Origin of the sequence: Sulfitobacter sp. M39, assembly GCF_021735935.1 — a bacterium.
Lineage (GTDB): Bacteria > Pseudomonadota > Alphaproteobacteria > Rhodobacterales > Rhodobacteraceae > Sulfitobacter.
Window position 1 is genome coordinate 783289 of the sequence record NZ_WMDZ01000001.1, and the last position, 13134, is coordinate 796422.

General features: G+C 60.0%; 13 protein-coding genes and 1 pseudogene. 9 read left to right on the plus strand and 5 right to left on the minus strand.

Annotation, left to right across the window (positions count from 1 at the left end):
* The first annotated feature begins 84 nt into the window (after positions 1 to 84).
* Positions 85 to 546: an Lrp/AsnC family transcriptional regulator gene (locus tag GLP43_RS03785; RefSeq protein WP_005851227.1), complete on the plus strand. Its 462-nt coding sequence runs from the start codon at positions 85 to 87 to the stop codon at positions 544 to 546.
* On the opposite strand, the gene trhA is transcribed toward GLP43_RS03785, so the two are convergent.
* Complete coding sequence (trhA, locus tag GLP43_RS03790) at positions 543 to 1193, minus strand: PAQR family membrane homeostasis protein TrhA (protein ID WP_237278250.1); 651 nt, start codon at positions 1191 to 1193, stop codon at positions 543 to 545. The two genes, GLP43_RS03785 and trhA, sit on opposite strands and share 4 nt — an antisense overlap.
* A gap of 155 nt (positions 1194 to 1348) precedes the next feature.
* Entirely contained in the window at positions 1349 to 1555 is a 207-nt protein-coding gene (gene rpsU, locus GLP43_RS03795) for a 30S ribosomal protein S21 (RefSeq protein WP_005851231.1), read from the minus strand.
* Between the two features lie 115 nt (positions 1556 to 1670).
* Here rpsU and GLP43_RS03800 point away from each other — a divergent pair, with 115 nt between their 5' ends.
* The 4 genes from GLP43_RS03800 to GLP43_RS03815 all read left to right on the plus strand — a co-directional run bounded on the left by GLP43_RS03800 (position 1671) and on the right by GLP43_RS03815 (position 4844).
* The gene (locus tag GLP43_RS03800) at positions 1671 to 2369 is read left to right on the plus strand and encodes a COQ9 family protein (RefSeq protein ID WP_237278251.1); all 699 of its coding nucleotides are present in this window, start codon (positions 1671 to 1673) and stop codon (positions 2367 to 2369) included.
* Positions 2370 to 2453: 84 nt separating this feature from the next.
* Entirely contained in the window at positions 2454 to 3179 is a 726-nt protein-coding gene (locus GLP43_RS03805) for an energy-coupling factor ABC transporter ATP-binding protein (protein WP_237278252.1), read from the plus strand.
* Positions 3154 to 3750: an energy-coupling factor transporter transmembrane component T family protein gene (locus tag GLP43_RS03810; RefSeq protein WP_237278253.1), complete on the plus strand. Its 597-nt coding sequence runs from the start codon at positions 3154 to 3156 to the stop codon at positions 3748 to 3750. The genes GLP43_RS03805 and GLP43_RS03810 overlap by 26 nt, the downstream gene beginning before the upstream one ends.
* 101 nt (positions 3751 to 3851) lie before the next feature.
* A complete protein-coding gene (locus tag GLP43_RS03815) occupies positions 3852 to 4844 on the plus strand; it encodes an NAD(P)H-quinone oxidoreductase (RefSeq protein ID WP_037943108.1) in 993 nt (330 codons plus the stop codon).
* 67 nt (positions 4845 to 4911) lie between these two features.
* Here GLP43_RS03815 and GLP43_RS03820 read toward each other — a convergent pair whose 3' ends face one another.
* The gene (locus GLP43_RS03820) at positions 4912 to 7464 is read right to left on the minus strand and encodes a hybrid sensor histidine kinase/response regulator (protein WP_237278254.1); all 2553 of its coding nucleotides are present in this window, start codon (positions 7462 to 7464) and stop codon (positions 4912 to 4914) included.
* 18 nt (positions 7465 to 7482) lie between these two features.
* A complete protein-coding gene (locus GLP43_RS03825) occupies positions 7483 to 7962 on the minus strand; it encodes a molybdopterin-dependent oxidoreductase (RefSeq protein ID WP_237278255.1) in 480 nt (159 codons plus the stop codon).
* Between the two features lie 213 nt (positions 7963 to 8175).
* Between GLP43_RS03825 and GLP43_RS03830 the strand changes: the two are divergent.
* Positions 8176 to 8796: pseudogene (locus GLP43_RS03830) on the plus strand (response regulator transcription factor).
* Here the strand turns inward: GLP43_RS03830 and GLP43_RS03835 are convergent.
* Positions 8789 to 9433, minus strand: coding sequence for a ribonuclease T2 (locus tag GLP43_RS03835; RefSeq protein WP_237278256.1), 645 nt, complete (start codon positions 9431 to 9433; stop codon positions 8789 to 8791). The pseudogene GLP43_RS03830 and the gene GLP43_RS03835 sit on opposite strands and share 8 nt — an antisense overlap.
* Before the next feature lie 128 nt (positions 9434 to 9561).
* On the opposite strand from GLP43_RS03835, the gene GLP43_RS03840 reads away from it, so the two are divergent.
* From GLP43_RS03840 to GLP43_RS03850, 3 genes are all read left to right on the plus strand, one after another.
* Positions 9562 to 10323, plus strand: a complete 762-nt coding sequence (locus GLP43_RS03840) for a DUF1013 domain-containing protein (protein ID WP_237278257.1) — start codon at positions 9562 to 9564, stop codon at positions 10321 to 10323.
* A 108-nt stretch (positions 10324 to 10431) separates the two neighbouring features.
* Positions 10432 to 11535, plus strand: a complete 1104-nt coding sequence (locus GLP43_RS03845) for an endonuclease/exonuclease/phosphatase family protein (protein ID WP_237278258.1) — start codon at positions 10432 to 10434, stop codon at positions 11533 to 11535.
* Between the two features lie 246 nt (positions 11536 to 11781).
* On the plus strand, positions 11782 to 12960 hold the full coding sequence (locus tag GLP43_RS03850) for a type III PLP-dependent enzyme (RefSeq protein WP_237278259.1): 1179 nt from the start codon (positions 11782 to 11784) through the stop codon (positions 12958 to 12960).
* Positions 12961 to 13134 lie beyond the last annotated feature (174 nt).

A 13134-nucleotide genomic window follows, 5' to 3' on the forward strand; every position in this document is an offset into this window, starting at 1 on the left:
GGCACGGATTATGGGCCGTTATCCCCCTTGCTCTTCGAATACTCTGCTGCATATTGGTCATTTCACGCGAAAGTATTGCGCCACATGAGTCTAGACGACATCGATCGCCGCATCCTTACTGCCCTTCAACGCAATGGGCGGATGTCGAACTCTGACCTATCTGAAAAGGTACATCTGTCGCCGTCGGCCTGTCATCGGCGCGTGCAGCGGCTGGAGGCCGAAGGGTATATCCGTGATTACGTCGCCCTGCTGAACCCGCGCAAGATGGGCGTCCCCACGACGGTGTTTGTCGAGATCACCCTACAAGGCCAAGCGGACGAGGTGCTGGACGCCTTTGAAAAAGCGGTCGCGCGTATTCCCGATGTGCTGGAATGTCACCTGATGGCGGGGGCCGCGGATTACCTGCTTAAGGTCGTGGCCGAAAATACCGAGGATTTCGCCCGCATCCATCGCCAGCATCTGGCGCGGTTGCCCGGTGTGGGGCAGATGCAATCCAGCTTTGCGCTGCGCACGGTGTGCAACACCACAGCGCTGCCAGTCGGTTAAATCGCAGACGGAAACAGCGCCATCCAGATACCTGCGAACATCGCGATGCCGCCGATATTGACCCAAGCGTGCCATGTCGCATAGCGAAAGCGCATGGCCCGGCGCACGTAAAAGCCGACGCCGATCACATAGGCAAATGCCCCGCCGAGAATGCACCAGAGTGTTGCCAGCGGCACCCCTGTCAGGTCCGGCAGTGCGCAAAGGCCAATGGCGCCCAGCCCCAGATAGGATGCGGTGGACCACTTGCCCTGAACCTGCGGGTCGGTGATCTTTTTATACATCGCCACAAGCGCCAGCCCCCATGACACACAAAGCAGCGTGATCGTCCATGTCGTGCCTGCCTGCACGAAGAACGGCGTAAACGTGCCCGCGATACTGGGATAGATCGCCGCATGATCAATCCGCCGCATCAATTTGCGCGCGTCATGCCACGGCGCGAAGTGGTAGGCGCAGGATGCAAGGTTCGATGCCAGTGCGCAAAGCACATAGACCACCACCGCGACCGTCACCGCCGTTTGCAGCGATGTGGCCGATTTCATCACCAACGCGCCGCCAGCCCCAAGAATCAGCGCAAGCCCCACAAGGTGGACGATTAGATCAGCCCGCCGGTGGATCGGGGCAACGCTGGGGTAGGTGGGCTGGGTCATGCTCTGTCCTGTCTTTGGCCGCTTTGCGATACGCTCTGCCGTCGGGTCCTGTCTACTGTACCCATGCGTCACCACGCGCGCAGCGGCAGACAAAAGAAAACCCCCGGCACCGAAAGGTAACGGGGGTTCGTATTCGTATGCGTCGCTTGGATGATTTACATCATGCCTTCGCGCTGCAATTTCTTCCGTGCCAGTTTGCGGCTACGGCGGATCGCTTCTGCTTTCTCGCGTGCTTTTTTCTCGGAAGGTTTCTCGAAATGCTGCTTAAGCTTCATTTCACGAAACACACCCTCGCGCTGAAGTTTTTTCTTCAGGGCGCGCAGCGCTTGATCGACGTTGTTATCGCGAACACTAACCTGCATGTGGTTTTCACCACCTTTCTAGTTTGAAGTTGCAAGGATTTGCAGGAACTGGCCATATAGCAACCGAAACCTATATTGTCTAGAGCAAAGCCAATCACCCCTTCAGGAGGCCGCTATGACGAACACATCCCAGACACCGAAAGAACAACTGCTGGATGCCGCGCTGATGCATGTCGCGTTTGACGGCTGGTCAGAGGCGACGTTCAAGGCTGCGGTCAGCGATACTGGCATGGACCCGACCGTCGCGCGTGCTGTCTGTCCGCGCGGTGCCGTTGATCTGGCCGTCGCCTATCACAAGCGGGGCGATCAGCAGATGATCGCCCGGATGAAGGCCGAAGATATGACCGAGATGAAATTCTCGGCCAAGGTTGCCGCTATGGTCCGCTTCCGTCTTGAAGCCGCCACGGACAAAGAGGCAGTACGTCGTGGGACAACCCTATTTGCTTTGCCGCAATACGCTCCTGAGGGGGCCAAACTGGTCTGGGGGACGGCGGATGCCATATGGACTACCTTGGGGGATACGTCCGAAGACGTGAACTGGTACACCAAACGGGCCACGCTGAGCGCGGTCTATTCCTCGACCGTGTTGTTCTGGCTGGGCGACACCAGCGAGGGCCACGCAGAGACATGGGCCTTCCTTGATCGGCGGATCGAGAATGTGATGCAGATCGAAAAGGTCAAGGCGCAGGTGAACAGCAGCCCGACGCTCAGCATGTTGATGGCTGGCCCCAACTGGTTGCTTTCCCACGTAAAAGCCCCCTCTCGCCTGAGCCGCAGTGATCTTCCCGGCAGCTGGGGCAGCCCGCGTCCCTAGGCTGGCTTTCCTCGCCAGACCAGACCTGCTAGGTGCTGCGGCGTCCGCATCCGGCGCGGGCGCGGCTTATTGGTATTCACGCATATGCACCCGTTTCTGATTGATCTGGACAAGGTTTCCTACACCCCCGAAGGAACCTCGGTGCTATGTGATGTGACACTGCAGGCATCCGAACGGCGGATTGGTATCGTCGGGCGTAACGGGTCGGGTAAGACATCTCTGGCGCGGGTGCTGGCGGGGCTGGTGACCCCGTCGTCGGGCAAGCTGCGGATCAACGGGGTGGATGTGGTCAAGGACCGCAAGGCGGCGCTGCGGCAGGTCGGTATCCTGTTCCAGAACCCCGATCACCAGATCATCTTCCCCACGGTGGAGGAGGAGATCAGCTTTGGCCTGACCCAGCTGAAACACTCCCCAAAAGAGGCGGCAGAGAGAACGGCGGATATCCTCGCGCGCTTTAACCGCAGCCATTGGGCGAATGCGGCAATCCATCAACTATCGCAGGGGCAGCGGCAGCTGGTCTGTCTGATGTCGATCCTTGCCATGCAGCCGCGTCTGATCATCCTCGATGAACCTTTTGCGGGGCTTGATATCCCGACGATGATGCATCTCACGCGCGTGCTGCACGCCGTAGAGGCGCATTTGGTGCACATCACCCATGACCCCGCGCATCTGGCGACCTACGACCGGATGATCTGGATTGATCAGGGTCAGATCGTGCAGGACGGCGCGGTGCCTCAGGTGACCCAAGCCTTCGTGGCAAAGATGCAAGAGATCGGGGAAAGCGATGATTTCACTCACCTCCCCGGTTGAGACCCGGGCCCACGGTTGGCCTGCGGGTGCAAAGCTGGCAGCGCTTTGCGTGGCGACGATGGGGTTATTCAGCCTGACCCATCCCGCGCTTCAGGCGGCGGCCTTGGCGGTGACCCTGCTGTTCTATGCGCTGCCGGGGTGGCGCTTTTTCAAGGTGGGGCTGTCGCGCTTGCGGGTGCTGCTGCCCTTCGTTGTGCTGATCATGGTATGGCATATCGTGACCCATGACATCATGGCGGGCGCGACCGTGACACTGCGGATGATGACAGCGGTGGCGCTGGCGAATCTGGTGACCATGACGACCAAGCTGGCACAGATGGTGGCTGTGGTGACATGGCTGACCACGCCGCTGCGCCGCCTTGGCATCCAGACCCGCGCGATCGAACTGGGCATCGCACTCGTCATCCGCTTTACTCCCGTTCTGGCGCAAAAGGGTCAGTTGCTGGCGCAGTCATGGCGCGCGCGTTCCACCAAGCGGGTCGGCTGGCGGATGATCATCCCGTTTACCGTGCTGGCGATTGACGACGCCGAACATGTGGCCGAGGCCCTGCGTGCCCGTGGCGGGCTTTGACGTGAGACCCTCCGCGACCTGACGCCTGTCAGTTCGCATTGTGTGTGCGGAAAACCGTGCCTATGGTGCGGCAACACAGATTTACGGAGGAGACGTAGTCGATGACAGAAACCATGCGCGCGATAGAGATCACCAAGGCCGGCGGGCCCGAAGTGCTGCAACCCACCGACCGCCCCATGCCACAGCCCGCCCATGGGCAAGTAGTGATCAAAGTGGCCTATGCCGGTGTGAACCGCCCCGATGCGCTGCAACGCGCGGGCATGTATGCGCCGCCCCCCACTGCCAGCGATCTGCCCGGGCTTGAAGCCTCGGGCGTGGTGTCCGCCGTGGGCGAGGGCGTCAGCGGTCTGGCTGTCGGCGATAAGGTCTGTGCGCTGCTGCCCGGTGGCGGATATGCGGAATATGTCGCGACGCCTGCGGCCCATTGTCTGCCGGTGCCCAAGGGCATGGACATGAAGGAAGCCGCCTGCTTGCCCGAGACATTCTTTACCGTCTGGTCCAACGTGTTCATGCGCGGTGGCCTGAAAGCGGGCGAACGGTTCTTGGTGCATGGCGGGTCGTCGGGCATCGGGACGACAGCGATCCAGCTGGCGCGCGAATTCGGCGCACGGGTTTTTGCCACGGCAGGGACCGACAGCAAATGCGACGCCTGCGCCAAACTCGGGGCCGAGGCCGCGATCAACTACCGTGACTCGGATTTCGTTGATGTGCTGAAAGCCGAGGGCGGGGCAGACCTGATCCTTGATATGGTCGGCGGCGACTACATTCCGCGCAACCTGCAAGCGCTGGCCGAAGACGGCCGTCTTGTGCAGATCGCTTTCCTTAGCGGACCGAAGGTAGAGGTAAACTTTGCCACGCTGATGACACGCCGTCTGACGATGACCGGCAGCACCCTGCGTCCGCAAAGCGATCTGGCCAAGGCCAAGATCGCCGAAGAGCTGCGCGAGAAGGTCTGGCCACTGCTGGACGCGGGCAAAATCGCACCGGTGATGGACAGCGAATACGCGTTCGAGGACGCGAGCGAGGCGCACGCCCGCATGGAAACAAGCGGCCATATCGGCAAGATCGTGTTGAAGGTTGACGCCAACGCCTAAGCGGCGGGTACTGAGATGTGGCAAGGGGCGCTCTGATATCAGGGTGCCCTTTGTCGTTCAGGGGGCGTTACGCCGACAGGCGCGCCTCCCACGCATCTAGGGTTTCGGCCCATGCCGCAGGCACTTTGGCGACCTGATCACGGGCTTTATCCACGTCGCCCTGTTTGCAGTCCTGTTCGATGGTGGCGAGCAGCGCGTGCATACGCTCTGCGCCGAACATCCCGCACAACCCGGCAAGGTCGTGGGTCTTGCGTTGCAGATCGTCGCGGTCCTCGGCAGAGGCCAGGGGCGGCAATTGCCCCTCTACACGTTGGCGCAGATTGCCAATGCGATCGGCAAGCTTTTCAGGACCAAGCAGTTCGAACAATTCGTTCACCTGATTGGCGTTCAACACCGGATGCTGCGGCTCGGCGTGCGTAACTTCAGCCGCACCAGAGGCACCGTCAGCGGCGGGCATCACAAGCTCGCTTAGCGCGGTTTTCAGACGGCGCGTGTTGATGGGTTTTTGCAGAAAGCCGGTCATCCCGCCCGCGGTAAAGGCCGCGCGTTCGTTGGGCAGGGCGTGGGCGGTCACGGCCATGATCGGGGTATTGGCATTGGGCCCGCCCCCTTGAAGGATCACCTGCGTGGCCTGTAGCCCGCTCATCCCCGGCATCGAAATATCCATCAGGATCGCGTCAAACGGCTGTTCCGCCGCACGATCAATGCCTTCTGGGCCGCTGCTGGCAAGGGTGACTTCGTGACCCAGACGGCCGAGCATTGCCTTAAGCAGATCGCGGTTGATCTCGTTATCGTCGACGACCAGCAGGTTCATCGCGGGGGTGTCTTCGGTATCAAGCTGCGGTTGGGCGACGGGCTGCGGGGCTTCTGTCTGCACGAAGTCTGCGGGCAGTCGCACGATAAACCGCGCGCCTTTGCCAACCTCCGAGACGCAGGTGATCGTGCCGCCCAGACGGTGCACCAGCCGCCGCACGATCCCCAGCCCCAGACCGGTGCCCCCCGTGCGCCGCTCGTAGCGGCTGTCGAGCGATACGTAATCCTCGAAGATGCGTTTAAGGTCATCCGGCGGGATACCGGGGCCATTGTCTGCCACTTCGATATGCAGCATCGGCGCATTGGCCGTTTCCATGTCATAGGTCGCGCTGAGCACGATATCGTCGTCGGGGCTAAATTTGATCGCGTTGCTGATGAGGTTGACCAGAATCTGCTGCATCGCGAGCGGGTCCGTCAGGATGGGTGTGTCGGTCAGCCCGTCCTGATCCAGATGCAGGCGCGTGTCCGACGTTTTGGCCAGTGGAGTCATGGTGTTGACCATGCCGGCGGTCAGCGCGACCATATCGCTGGCTTGCAATTCGTGATCATTGGTTTCGGCCTCGCTGCGTTCGATGGCCAACACGTCGTCGATATGGCCCAGCAGGATGTCACCGGATTTCAGTGCTGCTTCGACATATTTGCGCTGTTCGGCGTCCAGCTTGTCGTCATGCAGCAAGTGGATGGCAGAGAGGATGCCGTTCAGCGGGGTGCGCATCTCGTGGCTCATCATCGCGAAGAAACGCGATTTTTCCTGATAGGCGTCCAGTGCCTCGTCGCGGGCGCGGATGATCTCCTGCTCTTTTTGCAGCTTGTCGGTGATGTCGCGGATATAGGTGACGAAAACCGGCGCGTCGTTTGACCGCGCCAGCGACACCGAAAGTTCGACAGGGAAGATGCGGCCCGTGCCGTCGATCATCTCTGTCTCGTGACGGCCGGTTTCGGCCAGCCGCGTTTTGCCGGTCTCGTTGAAATGAGCAAGGTTATCCCGTTGGCGATGGCGCAGTTTAGGGGGGACCAGCAGTTCGATGTAGCTGCGCCCAAGCGCGTGATCGCGCGAGATGCTAAAGACCTCTTCGGCAGAGCCGTTGAAATCGATAATCTCGCCGTCCACCGACAGCACCATCACCGCATCAAGCGAGGCGCGTAGCATGGTTTCAAGCTGCGAGTGGTTGCGTTCGACCTCGCGCGAGGCACGGTTGAGCGTGATCGTCTGGCGCGACAGCCGGAGGATGGCCCCCAGCAGCGCAATGGTCACGGTCACCACGATCACCAGCAAGATCTCGATCAGCTGCGCGATCTCTTTGCGCTCTGCCTCGGCGGCTTTGGCGGCAAAGGAGATGGAGGCAAGCCCGATGCTGCGCGGCATATCCCCGACCGTGGCCAGCGCTTCCGATAGGGCGGGCACACCTGCGGCGAGCGCCTCATCGCTGCCGTCGATCAGGGGGATCTGTGTGTCCAGAACCGCTTGGATTTGTTGGATTTCGCGGGTCAGGTCGCCGCTTTGCTGCACCCGTTCCGCGACTTCGGTGCGGCTGTAGAAGATGTCGAACCGTTTGCGCAGATTGTCCAGATCGTTTTCGGCACCCGACCGCGCCTGTTCAACGGCACCATCCAGTTTGAGAAAGTCGATTTCAAGCTGCGAGAACACCCATTCGGCATGGTCCTGCTGCGCGCTGCCAAGGGCGCGCACGCGGTCCCAGACGTTGAACGCCAGGTAGCCGGCAAGCAGGATGCCGACCATCAGCGCCAGGGCAAGAACGTATCTTACCCTGCTGCGCTGTGGGCCGTGCTGCATCAAATCGGCCATGGTGAACATGCCTTGCGGTTACTTGATCGCCAGCCGGTTCAACTGCCAGATAGAACGGCTATAGATCGTCTCTGTCTGGTACTTTACGTCGCTGTCATAGGGATAGACAATCCATAGCGGACCTTTCCCGCGGCGCGACATCTCTTTGTCGTTGTTGGCATAGGCGATGATCGGCCCGTCGGACACCGCATCCTCCATCGGGATTTCGATCGCATAGTCGTTGATCGCGGTTGCTTCGATCATACCTTCGGACACGTCCAGCGTGTCCATCAGATCCTTGAGCGATACGCCCTGAAAGGTCTGCGCGCCTTCGGTCCAGATGGTTTCGGTCTCGAAGCTGGACGACGGCAGTTCTTTCAGCTGCTCCATCGTATATGTGTGTTCCATGTCGCCTGCCGTGACGGTCAGAACGGCATCTTCTTGTGCGCTAACAGCAGTGGCCAATGCGGCACCGCACAACGCGGCGGTGATTGTTTTGGTAAAAGCTTGAAACGTCATAACTCGGTATCCTTCCCCTGTGTTTGTACATCAACCTTAGGTTAACGCCGTTTGGAGAGCGACTGAGATTAAGGGTATTCTTACTATACGAAGGTATAGTCGCCAAAAATTCGACACAGTTATCCTATCCTCATGTGTGCTATTATTCGCCCATAAGTTGGTCTACGACTACTTAAGCAGCATTGAGGTGGTGGCGAGGGAAGGAAAGAACTTATGGCATTACGGATACTGATTGCGGACGATCACGATATGGTCCGCGAAACGATTGCAATGTTTCTGGACGCCGATGGCGAGACAGAGACGGTTGCAGCAAGCGACCTGCCCGAAGCGATGGCCAAGATAGAGGCAGAGGGGCCGTTTGATCTGGTCCTGCTCGACTATACGATGCCTGGCATGAAGGGGCTTGAGGCGCTGCCTAAGGTCATGAAAGCCAACGAGGAAAAGCCTGTCGGTCTGATTTCGGGCACGGCAACGCGGTTGATCGCGGAACAGGCGCTGGCCATGGGCGCGATCGGTTTCCTGCCCAAGACGTTGCCCGCGAAATCACTGGTCAACGCGGTCCGCTTTATGGCCGCGGGCGAGATTTACGCGCCCGTCAACTTTATGTCTGGCAAGGACGATCCCTAAGAAACCGACTTTGAAAAGGCCCTGTCAGAGCGGGAGCGTCAGGTTCTGCGCGGCTTGATGGAGGCGAAATCGAACAAGGAAATCGCCCGCGATCTAGAGTTGCAAGAGGTCACGATCAAGCTGCACGTCAAAACGCTGTGCCGCAAGCTGGACGCCCGCAACCGCACCGACGCCGCAATGATTGCACGTAGCGCGGGGTTTATCTGATCGGGGTAAACAGCGCGTCGTCCAGCTTGCAATCCTTGATCACGTCGCGCCCGCAAGGCACCGGCTCCAGCGTTTTTGACAGGCATAGACGCACTTCTTGAATGTAGCCGCTTTTGCAGGTGACGGTGACGCCATCGGCCTCCATTGTCGGGTTCGCTTTCAAAAACGCTTCCTCCACCACAGAGGCGGGCAGGCGGATGTCGCCCGTGATCTTGCGAAACACAGCGGGGCGGGTCACGGCATCATAAGCCTGACGCGAAAGATCGAAATATCCGGCGGCGGGCAGGCCGGTACAACTGCCGTGTTTCTTCCATTGATGCCACGCCAGACCGGGCGTTCCCATAATGTCAGCCATGGCGGCGGTCATGCCACGGTTGGGGGGCCGTTCGGCGGTGCGGCAGTAGGAGGGAAACCCCCGATGCAGCTGCGGCCAAAGCCCGTGCATGATCCAGCCGTGATCGTGGCGCGCGTCGCATTGCGCGGAATCGCGCGCATCGCCTTCCAGTGCGCACCAGTTGGGCGACCAGCTGAGCGCCAGCACGTAATAGTCGAATTCTCCGGCAATTTCGCCCTTAGCCGCCGCGGGGCGGGGCATCGGGGCCAGCAACAGACACAGGCACAGGATCAGCAATCGCATTGGGGTCTTTCCTTATTTTGCCGGTCCGAGTATAAGGCGTTCAAGTTCCCCCACAATGGAAACCGTTCTGCCCCGCAGGACAGCCTATTTCAGGCGACGGGGAAAGTGCGTTTTAAGGAGAGACCGACATGGCAAAACCGATTATGGCCCGCGCCACTGCCGTATGGCTGGTGGACAACACAACCTTGAGCTTCAAACAGATCGCGGATTTCGTGGAAATGCACGAGCTTGAAGTGCAGGGCATCGCGGATGGTGACGTGGCGCAAGGCGTGAAGGGCTTTGACCCGATTGCCAACAACCAGCTGACCGAAGAAGAGATCGAAAAAGGGCAGGCAAGCCCGCTGCACAAGCTCAAGCTCAAGTTCAACGCGTCTGCCCAAGGCGAAGAGAAACGTCGCGGCCCGCGCTATACGCCGCTGTCCAAACGTCAGGACCGCCCCGCGTCGATCTACTGGCTGGTCAAGTTCCACCCCGAACTCTCCGACGGGCAGGTCAGCAAGCTGGTCGGCACCACCAAGCCAACCATTCAGGCGATCCGCGAGCGGACGCACTGGAACATTGCGAACATCCAGCCGATCGATCCCGTGGCTTTGGGCCTGTGCAAACAGTCCGAACTGGACGCCGCCGTTCAGAAAGCCGCTGCCAAGAAAGCGGCCGAAGGGGGCTTGATGACCGATGACGAACGCCGCCGTCTGGTCAGCACCGAACAATCGCTTGGCATGGATGCGGAACCGAAGATGCCGACCTCTATCGAAGGTCTGGAAACCTTTACCCTGTCCGGCAACCCTGCGGATGACGAAGAAAAAGACCACGGCGACTATTCTGACGCCGACAGTTTCTTCAAGCTGCCCGAGGGCGGTTCCGACGCGGATGAAGACGACGACAAATAATTCGGTTCCGCCCATCTGGCGGCTTCGGAACAAATCCGCTTAACCTCGTGTTGGGCTAGGGGTGCAGGGCAACCGCTCTGCGCCCCTTTTTTGACGTAGGGGGCATGCATGCTGGCGACGATATTACTCGGGCTGTTTTGGGGCGTTGTTGCACTCATTGCCGCGATCAGCGTGCTTCCCTTTAGCAAGATACCGCACGGCGCGATCCGGGGGATGGCATTCCCCCGTGAGCAGCTGTTTGTGTTGACCGCTGCGCTGGCTGCCGTGGCGCTGGTGTTTCTTGAACCTGACCATCGCAATCCGGCGCTGGCGATCCTTGCTGTGATTGCGGCGATCCACACGGGCTACATCCTGAAATTCACGCCGCTCTGGCCGCGCCAATCGGTGGATGCGACAAAGGCAGAGGCCGCTGACGCGGAAAACCGTGTCACCATCCTTGCGTCAAACGTGAAACAATCCAATCGCCAGTATCAGCGATTGGTCGACCTGATACGCAACGAAGACCCCGATATCGCCGCGGCGCTTGAGGTGGACCCCGACTGGGTCGATGCGCTTTATGACGCGCTGAAAGGCCAGTACCCCCATTGGGTGAAGGTGCCCAAGGACAACTCCTATGGCGTGGTCATGATGTCCAAGATGGAGGTGTCAGAGACGCAGGTGCGGGACCTGCTGGTTGATGATGTGCCGTCGATCCGGACCAAGGTCGCGATGCCGTCGGGGCGGATGTGGCGGTTGTATATCGTGCACCCCGAACCCCCCGTGCCCTATCACGATACCAAGGGCCGCGACGGAGAGATCGCGTTGGTCGGCATCGAAGCCAGTAAGGACGATCTGCCCGCTATCGTGACAGGCGATCTGAACGACGTGGCCTGGTCCACCACCACCCGCCGGTTTCAGCGGCTATCGGGATTGCTGGACCCACGGGTCGGACGTGGATTCTATAACACGTTCCATGCGGGTATTGCCGTCATGCGCTGGCCGCTTGATCATCTGTTCCATGATGCAGAATTCTGCCTGATCCGTATGTCGCGTATGCCCAATATCGGGTCCGACCACTTCCCGATCCTGTTCTCGCTTGCCCTGACAGGGGAGCCGCAGTCGAATTCCACGCCCGAACAAAGCGACGCCGAAGAGCGCGCGGAGGTGCGGGAAATGGCAGCCGAAGAACGCGAAAAGGACCGCGAAGCCATCGGCACGGATTGGGAAAAATAACCCCGATCCGTCACTGCTCACCGGTACGCAGCGCTTTGCGTGCCGCCTTGAAAAACGAATTGTCGTATCAAGTATTTTGCCACTTGCGCGAATCTGAAAACAGCGTAAATGCGCGCTTACAGACGCCAACGCACGCGCCTCTGGCCGGTCCGTCTGTCCGCGGATTGACCCCGCGCCTATGCAGCGACGGTAACGTCTCTTGAAACGACATGTTAGGGTACTCCCGCCCTTCCTTGCTCTTTGGAGATGACCATGAACGCCACAGCTACCGCCACCGTGAACACATCCGCAGCATCGAACTATGACGAAGCGGCTGATTACATCTGGAACAACAGCTTCGACAAACCGACTCTTGTCGTCAGCCGCGCCCGTGTGGGTGTACAATACGACGCGCTGCAAGCCGGTCTGGGCGATGCGCGGATTCACTATGCGGTAAAGGCGAACCCCGCCCCCGAGATCATTCGTATGCTGGTCGAACGCGGCTCGGGCTTTGATGCGGCGTCGCGTCAGGAGATCGAGCTGTGTCTGTCCCAAGGGGCGGATCCTGCGAAAATCTCTTTCGGCAACACCATCAAACGCGGCGTTGATATCGCCTTTGCCCATTCCATCGGGGTGACCATGTTCGCCGCCGACTGCGAGGCGGAGCTCGACAAGATCGCAGAGCACGCCCCCGGCGCGCGCGTCTATATCCGTCTGATCGTCGAGAATTCCATGGCGGACTGGCCGCTGACCCGCAAGTTCGGCTGCGCGGGCTCGTTGCTGCCAAGCCTGCTGGAGTACACCAAATCCGTGGGTCTCGTGCCTTATGGCCTGTCGTTTCACGTCGGTTCGCAAACCCGTCGCGCCGAATACTGGCACCCCGTTCTGGATCAGGTCGCCCCGCTATGGCACGCCGCGAAAGAAGCAGGGCACGACCTGCAACTGCTCAACATCGGCGGCGGTTTTCCTGCCTATCACGGTGATCCGGTGGATGCGCCGCGCGGCTATGCCGCCGCAGTCGTTGCCGCTGTCAACGAACGCTTTGGCGAGATTCCGGTCCTGATGGCAGAGCCGGGCCGCGGCATGGTCGCAGAGGCAGGGCATATCGCGGCCGAAGTGTTGCTGGTGTCGCGCAAATCGGCAGAGGCGGCGCGCCGGTGGGTGTATCTGGATATCGGGCGTTTTTCCGGTCTGGCCGAAACCGAGGGCGAGGCGATCCGCTATGAATTCGTGACCCCGCATGACGGCAAGCCTGTCGGCCCCTGCGTGCTGGCGGGGCCATCTTGTGACAGTGCTGATGTGCTTTATGAAAAGAATCCGGTTGACCTTCCACTTGACCTAAGGGACGGTGACAAAATCTTGATCAAGAACTGCGGCGCTTACACCAGCTCGTACAGTTCGGTCGGCTTTAACGGGTTTCCGCCGCTTGATGTATTGGTCCTGTAACAGGATCATCAACGTCGCGCGGGAAGGGCCGTCTGCTTTGGGAGGAGCAGGCGGCCCATCTATTGTCAGCCCTATGGTTTGACGCGGGGGTTTTACCCGCGGTTTGTGCCGTTTTTACGGGAAACTCTTGACTTCCGCGGCCCCAAACGGTGTACCTGCCCCGAACAATTCTAG